Source organism: Streptomyces sp. NPDC026062 (assembly GCF_055568375.1).
Genome location: NZ_JBVHOQ010000037.1, coordinates 32,964 through 56,133, shown reverse-complemented (window position 1 = coordinate 56,133; position 23,170 = coordinate 32,964). Strand labels below are relative to the sequence as shown.

Genomic DNA, 23,170 nt, shown 5'->3' with positions numbered 1-23,170 from the left:
AAGGGGTACGACGCAGGTACGCATCGGCACGCCGGGGAGCCGGCGCACGAGACGTCGTACGTCAAAGGGAATCGGGTGGTCGCCGGGGCCGGGAGAGGTCGGGGGCCGGCGGCGGACGGCGCGCGGATCAGGCTGCTACGGGCACCCTGGCGGCGGACCGCCCGGTCAGTTGCATGAGGGTCGCGCCGGGTGCGTCGTCGTCCATCAGGAAGCGGCCGATCCAGGGGGCCTGGCCGGAGTCGAGGCGGCGCGCCTCGAAGGCCAGCCGGTGGTGCAGGGTCAGATCCGCGACGAGGCCGGTGCGGTCGCTCAGGCGGACTCCGTCGCCGTGCGGGCGCACCGAGAAGACGGTGTCGCCGTTGGCGTAGTCGCCCACCACGTGGCCGGGGTCCAGGACCTCCGGGCCGTCGGCCGGCGGGGCGTCGAGGGCGGGTTCGTAGTCCCCGACGGGCACCCCGTCCCGCCGCAGCCGGTCCACCAGGTCCGGCCAGAGCAGGGTGCCCGTGGTGGCGTTCGTGGTGAGTGCCACGGCGGTTCCCGTCGCAGGGTGGAAGCGCAGATGGCAGGTGGCGCCGTCGACGGTTCCGTCGTGCCCCAGCCAGGCGTCGCCGTCACCGTAGCTGCCCAGTCCCAGGGCCCAGCCGTTGGCCATGCCGAAGGCGTCGGCGCCTTCCTGGGTGCGGTGCATCTGCGACCGGTGCCCGGTGTCGAGCAGCCGGTCGGCTCCCGGGTGCGCGCCGATGTGCAGCCGGGCGAGGGCCAGCAGATCCTCGGCGCTGCCGACGAGCCCGCCGGCGGGTGCCCAGGTCGCGGGCAGGTACAGGTTGACGGGGACGGCCGCATGCCCGCCCGGCCGCACCACATGGCCGCTCGCGGTGGCGCGGCCGGAGTCGTCCCGGGCGTTCAGCAGCCGCGGCGCGGCGCCGAGCGGTTCCAGCAGGAATTCCCGCAGCGCCGTGTGCCACGGCATTCCGCTGAGTTCCTCGACCAGATGCCCGACGATGTTGTATCCGGTGTTGGCGTACGAGAAGCGGCTGCCGGGTGCGCACAGCAGCGGCAGACCGGCGACGCCCGCCGCGTACCGGGCGAGGGACCGGTCGGCGGTGTCGGCCGGCTGATGGTCCGACACCAGGCCCGCGGTGTGCGACAGCAGGTGCCGCAGGGTGATGCGGCCCAGGGCCGTCGAGCGTGTCCGGCGCCAGGAGGGCAGGAGGCCGGCGATCGGCTCGTCGAGGCCGATGTCCCCGTCCGCGACGAGCTGAAGAGCCAGAGTCGCGGTGAACGCCTTGGTCACCGAGCCGAAGGCGAACATCGTGTCGGTGTCGACGCGCCGGGCCTCGCCGGCCCGGACGGCGCCGGTGGCCACGGAGACGGCCTTCGATCCGGTGTGCAGGGCGAGCTGTGCACCCGGCACGGCATGCTTCTCGGTGAGCGCACGAAGTAACTCGGCGGCGCGTCCGGCGTCCATGTTGTCCCCCATCGCGTAGACCAGCGCGGCCTCACGGCACGCGAAACGTCTTCGGATACGCCGGCGGAGGTGCTCCCGGCGGCTGCTGCGAGTACGGCCATCCCCCCGTCAGGGGGTGCGGATCTCCGTACCTCATTCATCCTTGATCGGGACGACTTCCAGCGGCAAGGTCTTTCCCTGGAAAGAAAGGCAGCAGGTCAAAGCCGAAGTGAGGGAACAATTCCGGTGCGGATAGCGGCAGTTGGCCGTAACACGCACCTTATGGTTCCGGTCATGTCGGCATCCCGTTTCGCTTATCTCGGCCCTGAAGGAACGTTCACCGAATCAGCTCTGCACACCCTTCCGGAGGCGGCCACCCGGGAACTGGTTCCCATGGTGTCCGTGTCCGCCGCACTCGACGCGGTACGGGCCCGGGAGGTGGAGGCCGCACTCGTCCCGATCGAGAACTCCGTGGAGGGCGGTGTCACCGGCACCATCGACGAACTCACCCACGGCACCCCTCTGATGATCTTCCGCGAGGTGCGCCTGCCCATCGCCTTCGCCCTGCTCGTCCGCCCGGGTACCGCACTCGACGACATCAAGGTGGTCACCGGGCACCCGGTCTCCCAGCCGCAGGTCCGGCACTGGCTGCGCCGCCATCTGCCGTACGCGCAGTGGGAGTCGGCCGCGTCCAACGCGGACGGCGCACGGCTGGTCCAGGAAGGCCGCTACGACGCCGCGTTCGCGGGCGAGGCCGCCGCCGCGCGCTACGCGCTGGAGCCGCTGGTCACCGGGATCCATGACGCCGAGAACGCCGAGACCCGGTTCGTGCTCGTCGGCCGCCCGGCCCGGCCGGCGGCGCCCACCGGGCACGACCGGACCTCGGTGGTGGTCTGGCTGAGCGCGGACGGGCCCAGCGCCCTGCTGGGGCTGCTCCAGCAGCTCGCCGTGCGCGGGGTGGACCTGCTGCTGATCCAGTCACGCCCGGTGGGCGGCGGAATGGGCAACTACTGCTTCGTGATCGACGCCGCGGGTCATGTGGCGGAACGGCACGTGGGCGAGGCCCTGATGGGGCTCAAGCGGATCGCGCCGCAGGTGCGGTTCCTGGGGTCCTATCCGCGGGCGGACGCCCCGTATCCCGGCGGGGGCCCGGCGCAGCGCGACGGGGGCGGCGACCCCGTGTTCACGGCCGCGGCCGACTGGCTGAACCGGATCCAGGGCGGGCGGGAGTAGGCGGTGTCGCCGGGCCTCGGAGCCGGTCCTCAGCCGCTCTCCCCCCGCAGATGCGCGAGGACGGCCAGGACCCGGCGGTTGCCCTCCGTCGGGTCGAGGTCGAGCTTCATGAAGATGTTGCTGGAGTGTTTGACCACCGACGCCTCCGTGACGCACAAGCGGTGTGCGATGGACTGGTTGTTGAGCCCCTCGGCCATCAGCGCGAGCACCTCGCGCTCCCGCGGGGTCAGCCTGCCCAGCGGCCGGTCCGCGGTCTGCTGTGCCAGCAGCAGCCGGACGACCTCGGGGTCGATCACGGTCTGTCCGTCGGCGACCCTGCGCAGCGCGTCCATGAAGTCCGCGACCTCGCCCACCCGGTCCTTCAGCAGATAGCCGAGACCTCCGGCCCCCGGGCCGCTGCCGCTCAGCAGCTGGGTGGCATAGGCCGTGGCGACGTACTGGGAGAGCACCAGCACGGGCAGGTGCTCATGGCGGACACGGAGTTCGAGGGCCGCCTTGAGTCCCTCGTCCCGGAAGTCGGGAGGCATCCGGACATCGGTGATCACGACGTCGGGGGCGTGTTCGTCCACCGCCCGGGCCAGGGCCGGGGCGTCTCCCACCGCCTCGACCACCTCATGGCCGCTGCGGCTGAGCAGTTCGGCAAGTCCTGCGCGGAGCAGGACCGCGTCCTCGGCCAGGACTACACGGAGCACGGGACCTCCACCCGGATCTGGGTCGGACCGCCGGCCGGGCTGGACACCAGCAGGCGGCCCCGCAGGATCGCCAGGCGGTCCGCGAGTCCGGACAGGCCGGTCCCCCGGGCGGGATCGGCCCCGCCCTTCCCGTTGTCGGTGACCAGAAGGATAAGCCGATCCTGCTCCAGTCGGCCCATGATGCCGATCTCGGTCGCGCCGCTGTGCTTGGCCGCGTTGGTCAACGCCTCCGTCACCGTGAAGTACGCCGTCGTCTCCACCAGCGCGGGCAGCCTGCGCGGCAGTTCGATGTCGACGGTGACCCGAAGGGGCGTCCGCAGGGCGACTTCCGCCACGGCGGCGGCCAGGCCGTGGTCGGTGAGCACTTGCGGATGGATTCCCCGGACCAGGTCGCGCAGCTGGTCCAGGGCGCGCCGCGCCTCGCCCCGGCCCCGGGCGATCAGTGCGGCACCCTCCGGGCTGGCCTCGGCGAGTTCCAGCTCCGCGAGGCCCAACGTCATGGTCAGGGCGACCAGTTGCTGCTGGGCGCCGTCATGCAGATCGCGCTCGATACGACGGCGTTCCGCCTCGAACGCGTCCGCGAGCCGGACGCGCGAGCGGGTCAGCTCGACGACCCGCTTCGACATCTCGTCCTCGCGCGGCGACAACAGGAACCAGGCGATCCGCACCTGCGCCGCGGTGAGCCAGCCGGCCCCGTAGGCGGACAGCACCACACCGGCCAGTCCCACGAGGGCGAACGGGACGGCCGCCAGGGGGTGGGGGATGGCCTGTCCCGGGATGACCATCACCGTCTCGGGAGCCAGCGCCCAGACCACCACGGGTATCGCGGTGAGGACGGCGGAGAACGCCAGCAGCACGACCAGGCCGAGACCGGCTCCGGCGAAGACGACCGCCAGCAGGGCCGCGTACCCGAGCTCACGCCAGGTGGCGCGCTCGGTGAACAGATGCCGGAGCCGCCGCAGGCCCGTGGCACCGGGTGTCGGCTCATGGGGGTCGGACAGCGGCACCGGCGCGACGAGCCTCAGTCGGCGGCGCTCGACCGCTGCCACCGGCACTCCCACCAGCACGGTGCACGCGAGCAGCAGCAGCCCGACGCCGACCACCGAGAGCACCACCCCGAGGGAGATCAGCAGGGCGAGCCCCAGCAGGACCCCGATACCGAACAGGGCGCCGGTCAGCAGATGGGCCCAGCAGCGCAGGGGCCACCGGGAGAGCAGGAAGTCCCTCGGCCGCCGCCCGAGCGCTTCCCGCAGAGCCGCGTCGGGGCCGGGGGACCCGTCGAGCCCTCCCGGCACACTCGGTTCCTTCGCGGAGGACATGTCGCGCCTTTCCCGCCGCGCCATGCTTCCAGGGCGCGGCCCGTCCAGGGCGTTCACCCGCCCGCACACGTGATCGCTTCCACAGTAGTCACCGTTTTTCACGTTTGTCGGTAGGGAAAACCCACCCTTGCGGACTACCGTCAGATCCACTGCGCACCACCCGGTCCGGCTGGTCTGCTGGACGGCATGTCAATCCTCACCGGCACAGCGGTGTCGGCCGCACAGTTGGTCGATGTCTCCAAGACGTACCCGGGGGCCGCGTCCCCCGTCCTCCACCATGTGTCCATGGCCTTCCCCGCACGGTCGATGACGGCGGTCATGGGTCCGTCCGGATCCGGCAAATCCACGCTCATGCACTGCGCGGCCGGACTCGACCGGCCGGACTCCGGCCGGGTCCTGCTCGGCGACATGGACCTGACCTCCTGCGACGAACGGGCCCTCACCGACCTGCGCAGGCACCGCGTCGGCTTCGTCTTCCAGCAGTTCAACCTGCTGCCGATGCTGACCGCCTACGAGAACGTCGCCCTCCCGCTGCGGCTGAGCGGCCACCCCCCGCGGCGGGCCACCGTGCTGGAGGCCCTGAGCCGCGTCGGCCTGGCCGACGTCGCCGGGCGCCGCCCCGCCCAGCTCTCCGGTGGACAGCAGCAGCGGGTGGCCATCGCGCGGACCATCGCGACGAGGCCCGAGGTCGTCTTCGCCGACGAGCCGACCGGTTCACTGGACCGCGCCACCGGCCGCCAGATCATCGCCCTGCTGCGCGCCCTCGTCGACAAGGACGGGGCGACCGTGGTCATGGTCACCCACGACCCCGTGGCCGCCGCGGCGGCGGACCAGGTCTACTACCTGGTGGACGGCCGGGTCGCCGACGCACTGGCCGGCCCCACGGTCGAGCGGATCACTTCCTGGCTCACCCGCTGGGAGAGCTGAATGTGGCGCCTTTCCGTACGCTCCGTACGGCACCACTCCCCGCTGTTCCTCGGGACGTTCGTCTCCCTTGTGCTCGGCGTGACGCTCATCGGCCTCGTCTGTTCCGCTCTCGGCGCCACGTTCGGCATCGGCCAGCCGTCCGGGCGCCCCTCGGTCACCCTGCCCGACGGTGAGGGGAACGACCACACGGTCTCCGGGGGCGCCATCGACCTCGGCGGCATCCAGACCGTCCTGGTGATGACCGGGGTCGTGTGCCTGTTCGTGACCATCTTCGTCATCTCCGGGACCTGCGCCCTCAGCATCGCGCTGCGCCGCCGGGAGCTGGGCCTGCTTCGGCTGGTGGGTGCCGGTGTCCGGCAGGTCCGGCGCATGGTGATCAGCGAGTGCCTGGCCGTCGCCGTCCCCGCGGCTGCGGTGGGCTGTCTGCTGGTCGTGGTCGCCTCGCCCCTCACCCTGGCCGCTCTGAACGGCACCGGGCTCTCGCCCGTCGACCTTCATGACCCGCCCCTGGCCGGCCCGCTGGCCATCGCCTCCGGAGCCGGTCTGCTCATGGCGCTGCTGGGGGCGCGCGGTGCGTCCCGCCGCGCCTCGCGGGTCCATGTGACGGAGGCGCTCCGGGAGGCCGAGCTGGACAGCCGCGCCATGTCGGCCGGGCGCTGGACCGGGGGCCTGCTGATGCTCGTCGCCGGTGGCCTGATGATCTGCCTCACGCCGGGTTCCGACACCGAGGCCGCGATCCCGCTGGCCCTGTTCGGCACCCTGGCCCTGACCTTCGCCGCCTCGCTGCTGGGCCCGCTCTACCTGACGCCGCTCGCCCGGCTGCTGGCCTCGCCGGTCCGCCGGACCGGTTCGGTGCCCGCCCAGCTGGCCCTGGCCTCCGTCACCACGGCGAAGCTGCGCACCGCCTCCCTCACCGGCCCGGTCCTCGCCATCATCGCCGTCGTCGGGATCTTCACCTCGGTCCTCGCCACCACCGGCGCCACGGTCAAGGCCGACGACCGGCACCGCACGGCGGGCCAGCTGATCGTCGAGTCGAAGGGCGAGGGCGGCCTCACCGGGGAAACCCTGTCCGCGCTCGGCAGGGACCGGCGCGTCGCGGCCGTGTCGTCACCGGCCCGCCTGGACGTGGCCGTCGCCGACCGCACGTCCGTGCGCCTGGACCGGGGCGCCGTGGTCGACCTCCCGTCGTACGCCCGCACCCACCGGATCGACGTGATCGAAGGCGGCGTCAGAGCACTGCGCCCCGGGGAGATCGCCGTCTCCCGGGAGTACGCGGGCTGGTACGGCTACCACGTCGGCTCCCGCGTCACGTACGGGCTGTACGACCGGAAGCCTGCCGGCGGCAAGGTGGCGGCGGTCCTCGAAGCCGGCTCGGACATGGCCCAGGTGCTGCTGCCGGCCGGTACGCCCGGCGCGCCTCGGCCCGAGCGAGCGACGCTGCTCCTGGACCCCGGCTCCGCGGGCAGGGCCGATGACCTCGCGCGGGACCTGACGGAGCGATTGGGCCCGGACCGGGTGACGGTGACCCCGACCGGCCAGTGGTTCGCGACCGTGTCGAACGAACAGGAGCAGCTGAACACCCTGGTCCTGCTGATCCTGGCGGGCCCCGCGTCCCTGTACGCCCTGGTCTCCGTCGCGAGCACGCTCGTGATGTCGTACAGCAGGCGTGGCCGGGAGATCGCCGGCCTGCGCCTGGTCGGCGTGGCCGACGAACAGGTACGCCGGGTCGCCGTGTGGGAGGCGCTGATCACCACCGGTCTGGCCACACTGGTGGCCGCCGTCGTGGTCGGTCTGGGCCTCGGGGTGTACCGCGCCTCGCTGACCGCGCGCTATGCGATGGCCGACCTCAGTGTGTCGTGGGGAACGCTGACCCTGCTCGTTCTCGGCTGCCTGGCCGTGGGCACGGCCGTGGGTCTCGCGGCCACCGGCCGGCTGCTGCGGCGGGGCGAGATCGCCGCGCTCGCCACGCGTGAATAGGGGAGGGCACAACGCTGTGAAGGTCGTCATCGCGGAGGACTCGGCACTCCTGCGCCAGGGCATGGCACAACTGCTGGAACACCACGGCGTCGAGGTCGTGGCGGAACTGTGCGACGCGGCCCGGCTCCCGGACGTGGTGGGGGAGTTCTCGCCGGACGTCGTCATCACCGACGTACGGATGCCGCCCACGTTCACCGACGAGGGGATTCGGGCGGCGCAGCAGGTCCTCACGCTCCATCCGGGCACGGGGGTCCTCGTCCTCACGCAGTACCTGGACGCGTCCTACGCCCGCAGGCTGCTGCACGGCGCACGGAGCGGTGTCGCCTACCTTCTCAAGGAACGCGTCGGCGACGTGAGCGAGTTCGTCGACGCCCTGGAGCGGGTCGCGGCCGGCGAGGTCGTCCTGGACACCGAGCTGTACCGGGAGATCCTCGACAGCCCGGCGCGGCACCCCGGTTCCGAGCCGCTGACGGAGCGGGAGCAGGTGGTCCTCGAACTGGTCGCCGTGGGACTGTCCAACGGGGGCATCAGCCAGCGGCTGGGCATCTCGGAACGAGGCGTGGAGAAGCACGTCACGTCCATCCTCAGCAAGCTGCGCATCCCCGGGTCGCCCACCAGCAATCGGCGGGTGCTCGCGGTGCTCGACTACCTGCGCGGCACCGGACGGATCTGATCCGGCGTCGGAATCGCCATGAAACCGGTGGTGACCAGCGCGGTTTCGTTGCAGGGAAATGTGTTGCCCGCACCGTGGTGAGGGATCAAGGATGAAGGAAACGGCTGCCCGCGCGAGGTGCGTGGGCAGCCGCAGCGATCGAGGACGCCGCCCCGACCTCTCGCTGCCTTCGACACCTCTCGTCGCCATCGATGCGGAGTCCCTTCATGACACACCTGAACGACGTACGCATGGTTCCACCCACCGCGACCGTGTCACCGCAGTGGGCCGGGCGCACACTGCCGGCCCTGGTCCGGGCGGACGCCCCCGGCGCCGGTCTGACCGCGTGGGTCGCCGCCCACCGCCAGGTCGTCGACGACCTGGCCCACCGGGCGGGTGCGGTCCTCTTCCGAGGCTTCGACGTCACCGACGCGGCGTCGTTCCGCGAGGTGATGGGAGCACTCTCGGACGACGTGCTCTCGTACGGGGAGCGGTCATCGCCGCGCACCCACGTCGAGGACAACATCTACACGTCCACCGAGCACCCCTCCGACCAGCACATCCTGCTGCACAACGAGCAGTCGTACACGGACAACTGGCCCCTGCGGATCGTGTTCTGCTGCGAGCGGCCCGCCGACCGGGGCGGCCGCACCCCGCTGGCCGACTCCCGGCAGATCCTGGCGCGGCTGCGCCCGGAGACCGTCGAGAAGTTCGAGCGGCTCGGTGTGCAGTACGTGCGCAACTACATCCCCGGCATCAGCCTGTCCTGGCAGGAGACCTTCCAGACGGACAACCGCACCGAGGTGGCCGCCTACTGCGCGGCCGCGGGCATCACGGCCGAGTGGCTCGACGGGGACCAGCTGCGGACCCGGCAGACCCGGCCCGCCGTCCACCGGCATCCGGTGACCGGTGAGCGCACCTGGTTCAACCACGCGCTCTTCTTCCACGTCACCTCGCTGCCCGAGGAGGTCAGCGTCGGGCTGCGTGCCGCGTTCGAGGACGAGGACCTGCCCTACAACACGTACTACGGCGACGGAAGCCCCGTCGACGACGCCACGACCGCCGAACTCCGCGCCGCCTACGCCGCCGCGACCATCGGCTTCGACTGGGAACAAGGCGATGTCCTGCTCGTCGAGAACATGATCACCGCCCATGCCCGGGAGCCGTTCGAGGGCCCCCGCCGCATCCTGGCCGCGATGTGCGACCCCGTCGGCTCGCTGCCGGACGCCCGTGAGGGGAGCGCCGCATGACCGCGCCCGCCACTGCCGCGGCGCCCTTCGCCGGCGGCCCGGTGCGCTGTGCGCCCGAGCGTCCCGAACCCTTTCTGCTGCGTATCGAGGCTGCCGGGCCCGGACTGCGGCTGGACCACTGGATCGCCGCCAACCGGGACCGGCTGGCCGCCGAACTCGACCGCCATGGCGCCCTGTTGTTCCGCGGCTTCGCCGTCGACAGCCCCGAGGCGTTCGGCACCGCCACCCGCGCCTTCTCGCCCGAGCTGCTGGACTATCTGGAGCGGGCCGCGCCCCGCACCGAGATCGCCGACCGGGTCTTCACCTCGACCGAGCTCAGCGAGGACCAGTGGATCGCCTTCCACCACGAGATGTCGTACTCCCACAACTGGCCCGGAGTGCTGTACTTCTACGGGGACCGGCCCTCCCGCACCGGCGGGGCGACCCCGCTCGCCAGTGAGCGCGCCGTACTGCCGAGAATCCCCGCCGAGCTGCGCAAGCGCTTCGAGCGCCACGGCGTCAGCTACGTGCGCAACTACAGCCCGGTCCTGGACATCCCCTGGCAGGTGGTCTTCCAGACCACCGACCGGGCGGAGGTGGAGGCGTACTGCCGGGCCTCGCACACCGAGTTCACCTGGGTGGGCGAGGACGGGCTGCGCACCCGCGCGGTCCGCCAGGCGGTCACCCGCCACCCCCGGACCGGGGAGACGGTCTGGTTCAACCACGCGCATCTGTGGCACATCAGCGCCCTGCCCGGCGAGGTGTCCGACTACCTGCTCGGCGAGTACGGCCCCGAGGGCGTGCCCCGCAACGCCTTCTACGGGGACGGCAGCCCCATCGAGGAGGACGCGGTGGAGCTCGTCGGGCAGCTCTACCGGGACGAGGCGGTCACCGTGCCCTGGCAGCGGGGCGACGTGCTCGTGGTGGACAACTTCCTTGCCACACACGCCCGGGAGCCCTTCCGAGGCGACCGTCGCATCCTCGTCGCCATGTCCGACCTGTGCGTGAACCCGGACCTCCGCTGACCTGCCGAGGGCCGCCGGACGCGCCGGTGGTCGGGGAAACCCGACCACCGGCTCTCGACCTACCTGTCATGACCTCGTGCCCGTCCCCGGCTGCAATGGAGACGTGCCTCATCCACAGGTCGGAACCTTCATGACCATGCCCCGTCTCCGGTCCGTCCGCACCCTCGCGCTCCGGGCACCGGCCGGGAGGCGCGGGCTGTGGACCGTCGGCTGGCTGGCCGCCGCCGTCTGCGCGGCCGCCCTGGCCCTGCTCGCCGCGCCCCCGCCCCACCGTGTCTGGGGACAGAGCGCCGCCATCGGCTATCTGGGCGCGGCGCTCTTCGCCCGCGCGCTGCCGAGGCCCCAGGCCCGTGCGCTCTCGGTCGCCTCCGCGCTGACCGGTGCCGTCGTGATCCCCTTCCTGAGCCTGACGCTCACCGGGCGGGCACAGAGCGAGGTCCGGGTGGTCGAACACTCCGCCGCGCTCCTGGTGGGCACCGGATCGCCCTACCTGGCCACGCCCGAGACCGTCACGGACTACAACCCCTACCTCCCGGGGATGGCCCTGTTCGGTCTCCCCCGGGAGCTGTTCGGGGACGGAAACGCCCTGGCCCGTCTCCTCGGTGATGCCCGGCTGTGGTGCGCCCTGGCGCTGGTGGCCTGCCTGGCCGCCGGATACACGGCGGTCCGCCGCGGCGGCCGGGACCGTGCCAAGGCGCGTGTCACCCACGGTGGTTCCGCGCCCTGGCTCTCCCTGACCGTCCTGATCTCGTCGCCGCCGGTGGCGCTTCCGCTGGCCGTGAGCGGGGTGGACCTGCCACTTGCCGGGCTGTGCTGTCTGGGGATCGCTCTAGCGGCCCGGGGACGGGCCGGCGGCGCGGCCCTTGCGCTGGCCGGCGCCTGTGCCCTCAAGTGGACCGCGCTGCCCGCCGTCGCCGTGGTCGGCGGCCTGCTCGCGTACCGGGCCGGCGGCTGGGCGATCGCCCGGTACATCGCGGTCTGGGCGGCCGGGACCACCGCCCTGGTGCTGCCTTCCGCCGTCCTGACACCCGGGCCGCTCGTGGACCAGGTGTTCGCCTTCCCCACCGGGCGCGCCGAGGTCGCGACCCCGGCCGACAGCCCGCTGCCCGGGCGGCTCCTCGCGGACCTGGGCCCGCCGGGCTGGTACGCGGCCGTCGCCCTGCTGGTGTGCGGCGGCGTCGCGGTCGCGCTCTCCCTCGTCCTGCGTCCGCCGGCCGGCGTCAGGGAATCGGCCGGACGGCTCGCGCTCGGACTGTGCGTCGCCTTCTCGTTCGCGCCCGCCGCACGCTTCGGCTACTTCGCCCTGCCCCTGGTGCTGGTGGTGTGGGCCCGTATCGCCGCGGAACCGTCGGGGGCGGCCGCTCCCCCGGGCCGCGCCGCTGCCACGGGCCCTCGCCCCGGTACCGGACCCGGTGCCGACCCCGGTGCCGAGCCCGTATCGGCCCTCCGGCCCGTCCGGCTGCCGGTGGCCCTCAAGGAGCGCCTGTGAACCGTCGTACGGCCATCGTGGCCGATGCCCTGCGCCGGGCGGCGGGACGTCTGAGCTTCGTCGAGGACGAGGTGGCGGGCCTCGGCGCTTTGGTCCGGGACGGCGACAACTGCCTGGACATAGGTGCCGAGTACGGCCTGTACACCTGGGCGCTGTCGGCCCGGGTCGGCCCCAGGGGCCAGGTGCACAGTGTGGAGCCGCTGCCCGGACCCGCCCGCTGGCTGCGGCTGGCCGCCCGGACGCTGGGGAGCTCCAACGTCGTCGTGCACCGCACCGCCCTGGGATCGCGGGCGGGCCACGGCACCCTCAGCCTGCCCCGGCGCAAGGGGTTACCCGTCCATGGGCGGGCCTTCCTCACCGAGGGCGCCCAAGGGCCGGGTCCCAATGCGGAGTTCGCCTCCGCCCAGCTGGTGCCGGCCCGGATGCGCACCCTCGACCAACTCGTCGAGCGCGCCGGGCTGAAGAAGGTCGCCTTCGTGAAGGCCGATGTGGAGGGCGCCGAACACGCCGTCCTCCTCGGCGCCCGTCGGACCCTGCGGCAGCACCGCCCGGTGTTCCTCCTGGAGATCGAGAACCGGCATCTCGCCAAGTACGGCGCCCGGGCCGACGAGGTCGTGGCCCTTCTCGGCGACTACGGCTACCGGCCCAGCCGCTGGACGGACGGCCGGTGGACGGAGGTCGGCGGGGTCAGCGACGACTGCCGCAACTACCTGTTCACGGCGTGACACCACCGGCAGCCCCGGACAGCCAAGGCGCTCACAGGCGCCCCCGGGCCCGGGCAACCTTGAGGAAGCAGCCCCTTGAACACCACACTCATCGTCACCAACGACTTCCCCCCACGACAGGGCGGCATAGAGACCTTCGTCCACGCCATGGCCACCCGGGTGCCCGGCGACAACGTCGTCGTCTACACCTCGTCCGAGCCCGGCGCCGCCGCGTTCGACGCCACCCTTCCGTTCCCCGTGGTGCGCGACCCGACCCGCATGCTGCTGCCCACGCCGCGGGTCACCGGGCAAGCCCTGCGGCTCGCGCGTGCCTACGGCTGCGACCGGGTGTGGTTCGGAGCGGCCGCTCCGCTCGCGGCCATGGCCCTCGCCCTCCGCCGCGGCGGCGTGCGGCGGATCGTCGCGACCACGCACGGCCACGAGATCTGGTGGGCCCGGGTCCCCGGCGCACGCCGCCTGCTGCGCCGCGTGGGGGACCACGTGGACGTCGTCACGTACCTCGGCGACTACACCCGCGCCCGCATCGCCCCCGCGCTCGGTCCCCGGGCACGGCTGAGCCGCCTGGTGCCCGGCGTCGACCCGGCGGAGTTCCGGCGCGAATCCGCCGCCGGCCAGGGGCGGGCCATCCGGGAGCGGCACGGACTCCAGGGGCGCAAGGTCATCCTGAGCGTCTCCCGGCTGGTCCCGCGCAAGGGCCAGGACATGCTGATCCGTGCCCTCCCGCAGATCCGGCGGACCATACCGGAGGCGACGTTGCTCCTGGTCGGCAACGGGCCGGACGAGCAGCGGCTGCGGCGGCTGGCGCGCGGCTGCCCGAAGGGGTCCGTCGTCTTCGGCGGCGGGGTCCGCCACGCGGACACCCCGGGCTACTACGCGGCCGCCGACGTCTTCGCCATGCCCTGCCGCACGCGCCGGGCCGGCCTGGAGGCCGAAGGGCTCGGGATCGTCTATCTGGAGGCCTCCGCGAGCGGTCTGCCGGTCGTCGTGGGCGACTCGGGCGGCGCCCCGGACGCCGTGCTGGACGGCTGCACCGGCACGGTCGTCGACGGCCGGGACGTCCGGGCGGTGGCCAGCGCGATCGTGCGGCTCCTGCACACCTGCGACGGGCCCGCGATGGGTGAACAGGGCAGGCGATGGGTCGAGGACAACTGGACCTGGGACGCCTCCGCCCAACACCTCACCCGCCTCCTCACCCCCGGGACGGGAACCGCTCCGAAGCTCTGACCATGGGCCGGTTTTCCGGCCAACTCCCTCTCGGCCCATGTGAACTGGCAGTTTTCCATCAGGGGAAAGAGCTTGCCGCGGGAAGGGCGAACGATCAACGATTGAGAGGTACGGGTACCCGCACACCACTGCGCGGATATCCGTACCCCGCCCGTTTTCGGGTGCTGTGCCTGTCCGGCCCGAAGCACCCCCCGGCGACCCGTCCGACGTCGTACGCGTACGCGTCTTCCCGCACTTCTGCCGTTTCGGCGACCACCGAGAGGGATCCCCATGAGCAATCCGTTCGAGAAGGACGACGCCCGGTACAGCGTCCTGGTCAACGACCAGGGCCAGCACTCCCTGTGGCCCGAGACGGCCGCCGTGCCCGAGGGCTGGCAGGCCGTCTACGGCGCCGCCGACCGGCAGGCCTGCCTCGACTACGTCGAGGAGCACTGGACCGACATGCGCCCCAAGCGCCTCGCCGACGCCGTGACGTCCGCGGCGTGAGCCCGGCCCGTGTCCGCCGCCCGGCGGGCACGGGCGGCCGCCGCTCCCGCACGCACCGCCCGCCCGAACCGGCCCCCACCTCTCGCGACCTGCCCGGCCACCGACCCGGCACGTCAGCACCGACACGCGCCGTCGTCACCGGATCGCCTCGCATCCGACACGCCCCGTGTCCACACAGGAGCACCATCCACCGAACGCGGAGGTCCCAGTGAACGGAACAACCGGCAGACGTCCCGGCGCGGCCACGGCACCGGACATCTGGTTCAACTGGAACAGCGCGGAGGTCGACGCGGTCGCCCAGCCCCCGGCGTACTCCGGCACCTTCTTCGACGAGACCCTGCGTGACGGCCTCCAGGCACCGCACATCAGGAACCCGTCGCTGCCGGAGAAACTCGTTCTCGTCGACCACATGGCGGCCACCGGCGTACCCGCCGCCGATCTCGGCTTCCCCGGCTCCGACCCGGCCGCGCTGGACGAGTGCGTGCAGCTCGCGCGCCATGTCGCCGACCGGGGCCTCGACCTCGCCCCGGGCTACGCCGGACGCACCCACCCGGCGGACATCAGCGCGATCTGCGCCATCGCGGAACGCGCGGAGACCACCGTGGACGCGTACGCCTTCATCGGTGTCAGTCCCATCCGCCAGTACGTCGAGGACTGGGACATCGCCACCATCCAGCGCAACATCGTGTCGTCGGCCGCCACCTGCCGGCACGCGAACGTCGACTTCGTCCTGGTGCTGGAGGACGCGGTGCGCTGCACCCCGGACGTCCTCGGCCAGGTCTACGACGCGGCGGTCGACTCCGGCGTGACCCGGCTGACGCTGTGCGACACCGTCGGCGCCGCCCTCCCCCACGGGACGGCCGCCCTGATCCACTGGACCCGGCAGTACTTCGCACAACGGCAGCGGACCGTCGCCCTGGAGTGGCACGGCCACAACGACCGGGGCCTGGCCCTTGCCAACTCCCTGACCGCGCTGGCCCTGGGCTGCGCCCGGGTGCACGGCACCATACTGGGCATCGGTGAGCGCGCCGGAAACGCCTCCCTGGACCAGCTGATGGTCAACAGCCATCTCGACGCCCATCACAGCTACGACCTGCTGGCGCTGCGCGAGTACAGCGACTGTGCCTCGGCCATGCTGAACGTCGAAGTCCCCCAGAACTACCCGGCCCTGGGCCGGGACGTCTTCAAGACCAGCGCGGGCGTCCATGCCTCCGCGATCCTCAAGGCGCACCAGAAAGGGAACACGCTGGTCAAGGACAGCGTGTACTCCAGCGTTCCCGCCAGCTACCTGGGCCGCGAGCAGGAAGTGCTCATCGACGAGACGTCCGGCACCAACAACGTCCGCTACTGGCTGACCGTGCACGGCTACGACAGCAACGACGCGACGTTCCTCAAGAAGATCCTGGCCGGCGCCAAGTCGAACCGCGGCCCCCTCACCGACGAGCAGATTGGGCGGATCATTGCGACAGCCGAGTAACACCCCGGACGAGGGGGGCCGGGGGCGGCGGATCGCGCTGCGCGGCAACGTACTGGTCCTCACCGAGGACACCGACGCCGTGGCGGCCCAGTTGTCGGGGGCCCCGGGACCGGCACCCGGCGAGCTGCTCCGCACCCCGCTGATGAACAACATCTCCACCGACGAGATCATCCCCGGCTGGTGCTGCTACTGGTACGACGAGAAGCTCGGCGACTACGCCTACCTCGGCCTGCGCGACAAGAAGATCACCGAGGGCGCGCTGAGGAAGTCCGCCCCGCAGATCATCGTCAGCGGCGAGGCCAAGGGATGCGGCTCGTCGCGCGAACACGCCGTCTACGCCGAGAAGTACGCGGGCGTCGAGCTCGTCTTCGCCCGTTCCTTCGAGCGGATCTACGAGCAGAACTGCCGCAACGTCGGCATCATCACCTGCACCGACTTCGGCCTCCTGGAGGAGCTGCTCGCCGGGGCGGAGCTGCCGCTCGCGGCGTTCACCCGGCAGGCCAACGACGTCGAGCGCGCCATCATCGATCTGGGCGGGCTGTTCCGCTTCAATCAGCACGGCTCCCGCATCACGCCGGGCTTCGACGCCGCCCGTCCGCTCAACGTCGTGGAGAAGATCCTCCAGCGCGCCCTGTCCTCCCGCAACCGGCTGCCGGAGGGCTCCTCCGTCCGGGTCGGCGAGTCGTACTTCGTCGAGGCGGACGTCCGGTTCTCCCACGAGTACGTCACACCGATGGCCGCGGGCATGTTCGCCCAGCAGTTCGGGCCGGAGGCTGAGCTCGCCGACCCTGACAGCTGCTACTTCTTCCAGGACCACCTGTCTCTGGCGGGGCCCGTGCTCGAACGCCGGGCCAACGGCGCCGAACTGATCGCCAGGGTGGAGGATCTCGGCACCCGGCAGAGGGAGTTCGCGACAGCCGCCAAGGGCCACTTCATCGGCCCCGGCGCGAACGGTGGCAGCCGCGCGATCTGCCACAACCACATCCTGGAGTCGGTCGCCCGCCCGGGCGACGTGGTCATCGGCACCGACAGTCACACCTGCACGGCCGGAGCGACCGGCGCCCTGGCGTTCGGTGTGGGCGCCACCGACATCGCCAACTCCTGGTACAACCGCGAGATCCTCGTCAAGGTCCCCCCGGTCGTCCGGGTCGAGCTCGAAGGCGCTCTGCGGCCCGGCGTCTGCGCCAAGGACGTGATGCTCCACCTGCTGCCCCATCCGGAGATCGCCGGCCACCGGACCCTGGGCAAGGTCCTGCTGTTCACCGGCGCGGCCCTGAGTATCGACGAGCGCGCCACGCTCTGCAACATGGCCGTCGAGGCAGGCGCGATGACTGCTCTGTTCGAGGCCGACGACACCACCCGTGACCATGTGCGACGCCGCCCGGGAGCCGCCCCGGTCGGGGACGTCGTGGTGTCCGACCCGGGCGCGCGGTACGCCTCCTCGGTACGCGTCGGCCTGGGCGAGGTGGAGCCGATGGTCGCCCTGCCCGGAGACCCCCGCAACTCCGTTCCGCTGGCGTCCGTGCGGGAGGAGGTCCGCATCGACAAGGCGTACGGCGGTTCCTGCACCGGCGGCAAGGCCGAGGACATGGACATGTACGCCAGCGTCTTCGCGCTCGCCCGCGACCAGGGACGCAGGGTGCCGGACGGTGTCCGGGCCTACATTCAGGTCGGCAGCGAGGCGGTGCTGGCGCACGCCACCGAGCGCGGCTACCTCGACCTGTTCGCACAGGTCGGTGTCACCGTGCTGCCCCCGTCCTGCGGCGCCTGCATCAACGCGGGGCCGGGCGTGTCGGAGCGCCCCGACGAGATCACCGTCAGCGCGCAGAACCGGAACTTCCCCGGCCGCTCGGGCCCCGGCCAGGTGTATCTGGTCTCCCCCTACGTGGTCGCCGCGAGCGCCATCGCGGGGCGCCTCAGCTCCGTGGAGGACGCCCTCCCGGCGGACGGGGTGCGGGCATGAGAATCGCCGTCGTACCCGGAGACGGAATAGGCGCCGAAGTGGTGCCGGCCGTCCTCCCGGCCCTGGACCTCCTCAACGACCTGTTCGGCCTGGGCATCAGCCACGAGACCTTCGACTGGGGCGCCGAGCGCTGGCTCGCGGAGGGCGTCGGCCTGCCGCCCGGCGCCCTCGACCTGCTCACCGCCGAATACGGCGCCGTCCTCCTCGGCGCCCTGGGCGACCCCCGCATCCCCGACATGGCGCACGGCCGGGAGATCCTGCTGGGGCTGCGCCGGGGCCTCGACCTGTACGTCAACCACCGGCCGTTCACGCCCCGGGCCACCGGCCGGAACATCGACCTGTTCCGGGAGAACACCCAGGGCCTGTACAGCGGCGTCGGCGGAACGATCACCCAGGAACGCCGCACCGCTGTGGCCATCGACGAGTGCGTCTACACCCGCGAGACGGTCCAGAAGTTCCTCCGCCACAGTCTGCGCACCCTCAGCGCCCAGGGCCGCGAACGGGTCACACTGATCCACAAGAGCAACGCCGTTCCGCACACGGGCCGCCTCTGGCAGGACGTCTTCCGGGCCGAACTCGCCCGCTTCCCGGACCTGCGGGGCTCCGAGGAGTACGTCGACGCCTTCTGCTACCACCTGGTCCGCGACCCGTCCCCGTACGAGGGCGTCGTCGCCCCGAACCTCTTCGGGGACATCGCCAGCGACATCGGCGCGGCGCTGATGGGCGGGCTGGGGCTGGCCGCCAGTGCCAGCATCTGCCCCGAGACCGGATTCGGCCTGTTCGAGCCGGTCCACGGCAGCGCGCCCGACATCGCGGGGCTCGGCACGGCCAACCCGTACGCGACGGCCGTCAGCCTGGCCCTGATGCTCGATCACCTCGGTCACCCCGCGGCGTCGGCGGCGTTGCGCCGGGCTCTGGCGGAAGCGGTACGGAGCGACGCCGCCACCCCGGACATGGGCGGTCACGGCACCACCGAATCGTTCATGACGGAGGTCACGCGCCTGCTGGAGAAGGACCCGGCCGCCGGTGCCGCCGCCGTTCACGGGGGTGGTCCCCATGCCTGATCGCGTACCTCCGCCCGGGTTGGTGCACCATCCCGCCACCGGAGGCGGCTCCGTCATCCGCGACGCCCTCGCCCTGAGCGGCCGCCCCGACATCCTCTCGTTCGCCGGCGGACTTCCGGCTTCCGAATCCATCGACGCCGAAGGCCTGCGCGCCGCCTACGGCCATGTACTGGCCGAATCCCCGCACACCGTTCTCCAGTACTCCGTCACGGACGGGGACCCCCTCCTCCGGGACGTCATCGCCGAGCGGCTGACCCGTCGTGGCCTGCCGGCCGGCCCGGACCGGCTCCTCGTCACCACGGGTGCCCAGCAGGCGCTGGCCCTGGTGGCGGCCGTACTGCTGCGGCCGGGCGACACCGTCGCCGTGGAGGAACCCACCTATCTCGCGGCCCTCCAGTGCTTCGCCCGGACGGGTGCCCGTGTGATCCCCGTCCCCACGGACGACGAGGGCATCGACGTCGACGCACTCGCGCATGTCGTGGCCCGCGACCGGGTCCGTCTCGTCTACCTGGTGCCGAACTTCCAGAACCCCACAGGCCGTACCCTCTCGCTCGAACGCCGGCGGGCGGTGGCGCGGCTGGCCGCCGGGAAGGGGTTCTGGATCGCGGAGGACGACCCGTACGGCGAGCTGAGGTTCCGGGGACAGCGGCTGCCCTGGGTCACTGCTCAGGAAGGGGCCCAGGACAGGAGTGTCCTGATCGGCAGCCTCTCCAAGATCCTCGCCCCGGGGCTGCGTCTCGGCTGGCTGCACGCCCCGCCGGCCTTCCGCCGCGCGTGTGTGGTGGCCAAGCAGGCGATGGACCTGCACAGTTCGACCGTGGACCAGGCGGCCGCCGCCCACTATCTGGCGACGCACGACATCGACGTCCGCCTGGGGCGTGCCGCCGCGCTGTACCGGGAACGGTGCGACGCCATGCTCGCGGCCCTGCCCGGCGCACTGCCGGAGGGCAGCACCTGGAGCCGCCCCGACGGCGGCATGTTCGTGTGGGTGCGTCTGCCCGAGCACCTGAACGCCGTCGACCTCCTGCCGGAGGCGGTCTCCCAGGGAGTCGCCTACGTACCGGGAGCACCGTTCTTCGCAGGCCCACCGGACCGGTCGACCCTGCGGCTGTCCTTCGCCGGACACAGTCCCGAAGACATCCAGCAGGGCATGAAACGACTGGGCAAGGCCTTCACCTGACCGCACAGGGGGATGATTCGCGTGACGCACACGACTTTCGAACCGGGACACCGGAAGGATTCCCCGCCCTCGGAGAGGAACGGCGAAGTGGCCGCCTCCGCAACCGACTTCGGCGATCCGCACATGTACACGACCACGGACCGGTACGCCATGTGGGCATCGCTGTCGGCCGCCGACCGGGTCGCCTGGACAGAGCCCGGTTCCTCGCCGAGCGGTTTCTGGTCGGTCTTCTCCCACCAGGCGTGCAGCCAGGTGCTCGCGCCCCAGGCGCCGTTCACCTCCGAGCACGGCATGATGATCGGTTTCGACGCGGAGAACTCCGACAGCGCCGGCGGCCGCATGCTCGTGGTCACGGACGGCGCCCGGCACAGCCAACTGCGCCGTGCCATCGGGCCGTTCCTGTCCCGCTCGAAGGCCGCCTCGCTGAACCGGTTCATCGAGTCCGAGACACGGGCGCTGGTCGAGCTCATGCGTGACCGGCCGTCCATGGACGTGGCGGCCACGATCGGCCCCCGCATTCCGGCGGCGGCCGTGTGCGAGATCCTCGGCGTCCCGGCGTCCGACCGCGAACTCCTGGTGAATCTGACCAACCACGCGTTCGCGGGCGCCGACGCCACTTTCGGCGAAATGACTCCTCCGGAAGCCCACGCCGAGATCCTTCTCTACTTCGACGAGCTCATCACCGAACGCCGGAAGCACCCGCGCGAGGACCTCATCAGCGCTCTCCTGGAGGAGGAGAGCCTTGATCCGGACGATGTCCTGATGAACTGTGACAACGTACTGATCGGGGGCAACGAAACCACCCGGCACGCCGTCACAGGATGCTTCCACGCCGCCGCGGAGAACCCTGGCTTCCTCCCGGCCCTGGCCGCCGATCCCGAGAGCACCGGGGCGGCCGTCGACGAGCTCATCCGATGGACCTCACCGGCGATGCACGTGCTGAGGATCGCCACGGACGACGTCACGGTCAGCGGTCAGGCCATCGCCAAGGGTTCCGCTGTCGCCGCCTGGCTTTCCGCGGCCAACCGCGATCCCCGTATGTTCGACTCCCCCGGGACATTCGATTTCGCGCGTCGCCCCAATCGGCACCTCGGCTTCGGCGTCGGGACACATCACTGCCTCGGCGCGGCCCTGGCCCGCGTCGAGCTGACGATCCTGCTGCGGGTCCTGACCGAGACCGTCGCGGCTGTCGGCCTCCGGGAAGAGCCCACCTGGCTCCGCTCGAACCTGGTCCAGGGATACCGGACGTTGCGGGCCACCGTCGAATGGAGAACGAGCGGGGCGCCGTCCTCATGACGCGTCGCGGCGATGGTCCCGGGGGCGGCCGCCGAAGAACTCCGCCCACGCGGCCCCGCAGGGCCGGCCGGGATCTCCGGAACCGGGGCACGTGGTGACCGTTGTGCGTGTCGCTCGGATCATGCGGGAGCGTGGAACCGCCGGGCAGGACGGCGGACTGCGTCAGTGGCCCGGTGCGGCGGGAGGGGCGAGGTAGCCGGTGCGTCGGAACTCGCGCAGATAGAGGTCGAGCAGCGCTGCGTCCGTCGGCGGGCAGGAGAGCCCGCTGCCGGCGAGCGCGGCCTCGGTGTTCTCCCGGCCGAAGGCGGGGAAGGTGCCGTCGAGGTACATCTGCTTGACGGAGATGTCGCTGCCGTGAGCCGGTTCCTCGAACATCTGCACATAAGGCGCCATGGGGTGGTCGGGACGCTTCATCGTCAGCTCGGCGAGCATGGCGGTCCACTCGTCGTAGGAGACGGTACGCACCGGGTAGCCCATGGCGACAAGACGCTCGACCAGGGCGGGCAGCCGGGCGTCGCGCGGGTTGGTGAGGTGGTAGACACGCCCGTCGGGTTCCTGGTGGGTGACGATGTGCACGATGGCGTCGGCGGTGTAGTCCACGGGGACGAAGTCCAGGGGCAGGCTCACGTCGGGGGCGAGGCCGGTTTCGGCGATGGTGCGGAACAGGGCGCACATCATGGTGTCGGTGTTCCACACACCGCGGTCAGCGGTCCCGGTCACCTCGTAGGGCCGGTGGACGGCGACCGGCAGGCCGCGTCGCCCTGCCTCGAGAACCAGCTTCTCGGCGACCCATTTGGTCTCGGGGTAGCCCATGGAGATGCGTTCTGCGTGATCGAGCGGGGTGTCCTCCTCGACGCGGCCGACGCCGGCGATCACCGCCATGGTGGAGACGTAGTGGACGGGTTTGATGACGTGGTGGCCGGCGAGCTCCAGGACGGTACGGGTGCCGCCGACGTCCAGCTGGGCCATGACCAGACCGGTGGCGTGATCCAGCGCGACCAGCAGGTGGATCTTGCGGCCCTTGGCCCTGGCCGCTCCGCGAAGCGCCTTGCCGTCCACCGCGAGGCCGCGCAGCCCCTCCGGCCTGGTGCGGCGGTCGGCGAGCCATCCTCCGACCGCGCGGTCCAGCGCGTCACCGTCGACGCGGGTCAGCAGCCGGCGCACCGTGGCTTCGGCCGGCAGGGCCCTGCCGGGCAGCACCGGATCGCGCGGGGCACCGACCTGTTCCAGTACGAACGGCGGGGCGTCGGCGATCCACTCACCCACCGCCAACAGCGATGTCGCCCCGAACAGAACGGCGCAGGCGGCGAGGGCGAGAACGACGGTCAGCCGGTGACGCACCCCGCGCGGATCGCGCGGGTCGGGCACCTCGGCCAGCCGCTCCAACAAGCTGGCAACCTCCCCGCCCCTGGCAAATGCCTGGCAGCTGCCCCTCGGGGGCAGGGACGAGGCCGTCTCCGCCATGCCCGCGTCTGTTCAGCCGCACCGTACGGGAGGGCCGGACAGCTGTCCGGCCCTCCCGTACGGTGCGGTCTTCTTCCCCGACCCGGAGAAGGGTGGCGTCGCCGAACTCTCTCGGCTGCGGGAAGGCATCGAGTCGCTCACCTGGCGGCCGGCATCGGACACCACCACCGTCTCGATCCGGACCGGCCGGGCACTATCTCACACGTCACGCTGCACGGTCCCCGGGCGGAGGCAACGCCATGGACGCCGCGCCGGGGAGCCGGCGCCTCCGCCTTCCCGGCAAAAACCGCAGATCAGCAGG

General features: G+C 71.9%; 19 protein-coding genes. 15 read left to right on the top strand and 4 right to left on the bottom strand.

Annotated features, from left to right (window positions below):
• Window positions 1-127: 127 nt before the first annotated feature.
• On the bottom strand, window positions 128-1,468 hold the full coding sequence (locus ACZ4LX_RS28735; protein WP_467643557.1) for a serine hydrolase domain-containing protein: 1,341 nt from the start codon (window positions 1,466-1,468) through the stop codon (window positions 128-130).
• A 273-nt stretch (window positions 1,469-1,741) separates the two neighbouring features.
• Between ACZ4LX_RS28735 and pheA the strand changes: the two genes are divergently transcribed.
• Window positions 1,742-2,680, top strand: coding sequence for a prephenate dehydratase (gene pheA / locus ACZ4LX_RS28730; RefSeq protein ID WP_467643555.1), 939 nt, complete (start codon window positions 1,742-1,744; stop codon window positions 2,678-2,680).
• A 29-nt stretch (window positions 2,681-2,709) separates the two neighbouring features.
• On the opposite strand, the gene ACZ4LX_RS28725 is transcribed toward pheA, so the two are convergent.
• Window positions 2,710-3,372, bottom strand: a complete 663-nt coding sequence (locus ACZ4LX_RS28725) for a response regulator (RefSeq protein WP_467643553.1) — start codon at window positions 3,370-3,372, stop codon at window positions 2,710-2,712.
• Window positions 3,360-4,691 carry a sensor histidine kinase gene (locus tag ACZ4LX_RS28720; protein WP_467643550.1) on the bottom strand — a complete coding sequence of 444 codons (1,332 nt, stop codon included), beginning with the start codon at window positions 4,689-4,691 and terminating at the stop codon, window positions 3,360-3,362. Before ACZ4LX_RS28720 ends, ACZ4LX_RS28725 begins: the two co-directional genes overlap by 13 nt.
• A gap of 186 nt (window positions 4,692-4,877) precedes the next feature.
• Here ACZ4LX_RS28720 and ACZ4LX_RS28715 point away from each other — a divergent pair, with 186 nt between their 5' ends.
• The 14 genes from ACZ4LX_RS28715 (at window position 4,878) to ACZ4LX_RS28650 (ending at window position 21,405) form a co-directional block, all read left to right on the top strand.
• On the top strand, window positions 4,878-5,618 hold the full coding sequence (locus ACZ4LX_RS28715; protein WP_467643547.1) for an ABC transporter ATP-binding protein: 741 nt from the start codon (window positions 4,878-4,880) through the stop codon (window positions 5,616-5,618).
• Entirely contained in the window at window positions 5,619-7,595 is a 1,977-nt protein-coding gene (locus ACZ4LX_RS28710; protein WP_467643544.1) for an FtsX-like permease family protein, read from the top strand.
• A gap of 16 nt (window positions 7,596-7,611) precedes the next feature.
• Window positions 7,612-8,268, top strand: coding sequence for a response regulator (locus tag ACZ4LX_RS28705; protein ID WP_467643542.1), 657 nt, complete (start codon window positions 7,612-7,614; stop codon window positions 8,266-8,268).
• Between the two features lie 206 nt (window positions 8,269-8,474).
• Window positions 8,475-9,497, top strand: coding sequence for a TauD/TfdA family dioxygenase (locus tag ACZ4LX_RS28700; protein WP_467643540.1), 1,023 nt, complete (start codon window positions 8,475-8,477; stop codon window positions 9,495-9,497).
• The gene (locus ACZ4LX_RS28695) at window positions 9,494-10,501 is read left to right on the top strand and encodes a TauD/TfdA family dioxygenase (RefSeq protein ID WP_467643538.1); all 1,008 of its coding nucleotides are present in this window, start codon (window positions 9,494-9,496) and stop codon (window positions 10,499-10,501) included. The genes ACZ4LX_RS28700 and ACZ4LX_RS28695 overlap by 4 nt, the downstream gene beginning before the upstream one ends.
• A gap of 130 nt (window positions 10,502-10,631) precedes the next feature.
• A complete protein-coding gene (locus ACZ4LX_RS28690) occupies window positions 10,632-11,990 on the top strand; it encodes a glycosyltransferase 87 family protein (RefSeq protein ID WP_467643536.1) in 1,359 nt (452 codons plus the stop codon).
• A complete protein-coding gene (locus tag ACZ4LX_RS28685; RefSeq protein ID WP_467643534.1) occupies window positions 11,987-12,715 on the top strand; it encodes an FkbM family methyltransferase in 729 nt (242 codons plus the stop codon). The genes ACZ4LX_RS28690 and ACZ4LX_RS28685 overlap by 4 nt, the downstream gene beginning before the upstream one ends.
• A 75-nt stretch (window positions 12,716-12,790) precedes the next feature.
• Complete coding sequence (locus ACZ4LX_RS28680) at window positions 12,791-13,939, top strand: glycosyltransferase family 4 protein (RefSeq protein WP_467643532.1); 1,149 nt, start codon at window positions 12,791-12,793, stop codon at window positions 13,937-13,939.
• 270 nt (window positions 13,940-14,209) lie between these two features.
• Window positions 14,210-14,425, top strand: a complete 216-nt coding sequence (locus ACZ4LX_RS28675; protein WP_467643530.1) for an MbtH family protein — start codon at window positions 14,210-14,212, stop codon at window positions 14,423-14,425.
• A 208-nt stretch (window positions 14,426-14,633) separates the two neighbouring features.
• Window positions 14,634-15,902, top strand: a complete 1,269-nt coding sequence (locus tag ACZ4LX_RS28670; protein ID WP_467643527.1) for a LeuA family protein — start codon at window positions 14,634-14,636, stop codon at window positions 15,900-15,902.
• Entirely contained in the window at window positions 15,886-17,865 is a 1,980-nt protein-coding gene (locus tag ACZ4LX_RS28665) for an aconitase family protein (protein WP_467643524.1), read from the top strand. Before ACZ4LX_RS28670 ends, ACZ4LX_RS28665 begins: the two co-directional genes overlap by 17 nt.
• Window positions 17,862-18,929: an isocitrate/isopropylmalate family dehydrogenase gene (locus tag ACZ4LX_RS28660; protein ID WP_467643521.1), complete on the top strand. Its 1,068-nt coding sequence runs from the start codon at window positions 17,862-17,864 to the stop codon at window positions 18,927-18,929. Before ACZ4LX_RS28665 ends, ACZ4LX_RS28660 begins: the two co-directional genes overlap by 4 nt.
• Entirely contained in the window at window positions 18,922-20,109 is a 1,188-nt protein-coding gene (locus ACZ4LX_RS28655) for an aminotransferase-like domain-containing protein (RefSeq protein ID WP_467643519.1), read from the top strand. Before ACZ4LX_RS28660 ends, ACZ4LX_RS28655 begins: the two co-directional genes overlap by 8 nt.
• Window positions 20,110-20,196: 87 nt before the next feature.
• Window positions 20,197-21,405 (top strand): cytochrome P450, encoded by a 1,209-nt coding sequence (locus tag ACZ4LX_RS28650; protein WP_467643516.1) that lies wholly within the window; start codon window positions 20,197-20,199, stop codon window positions 21,403-21,405.
• A gap of 162 nt (window positions 21,406-21,567) precedes the next feature.
• Here ACZ4LX_RS28650 and ACZ4LX_RS28645 read toward each other — a convergent pair whose 3' ends face one another.
• Window positions 21,568-22,794: an SDR family oxidoreductase gene (locus ACZ4LX_RS28645; RefSeq protein ID WP_467643514.1), complete on the bottom strand. Its 1,227-nt coding sequence runs from the start codon at window positions 22,792-22,794 to the stop codon at window positions 21,568-21,570.
• Window positions 22,795-23,170 lie beyond the last annotated feature (376 nt).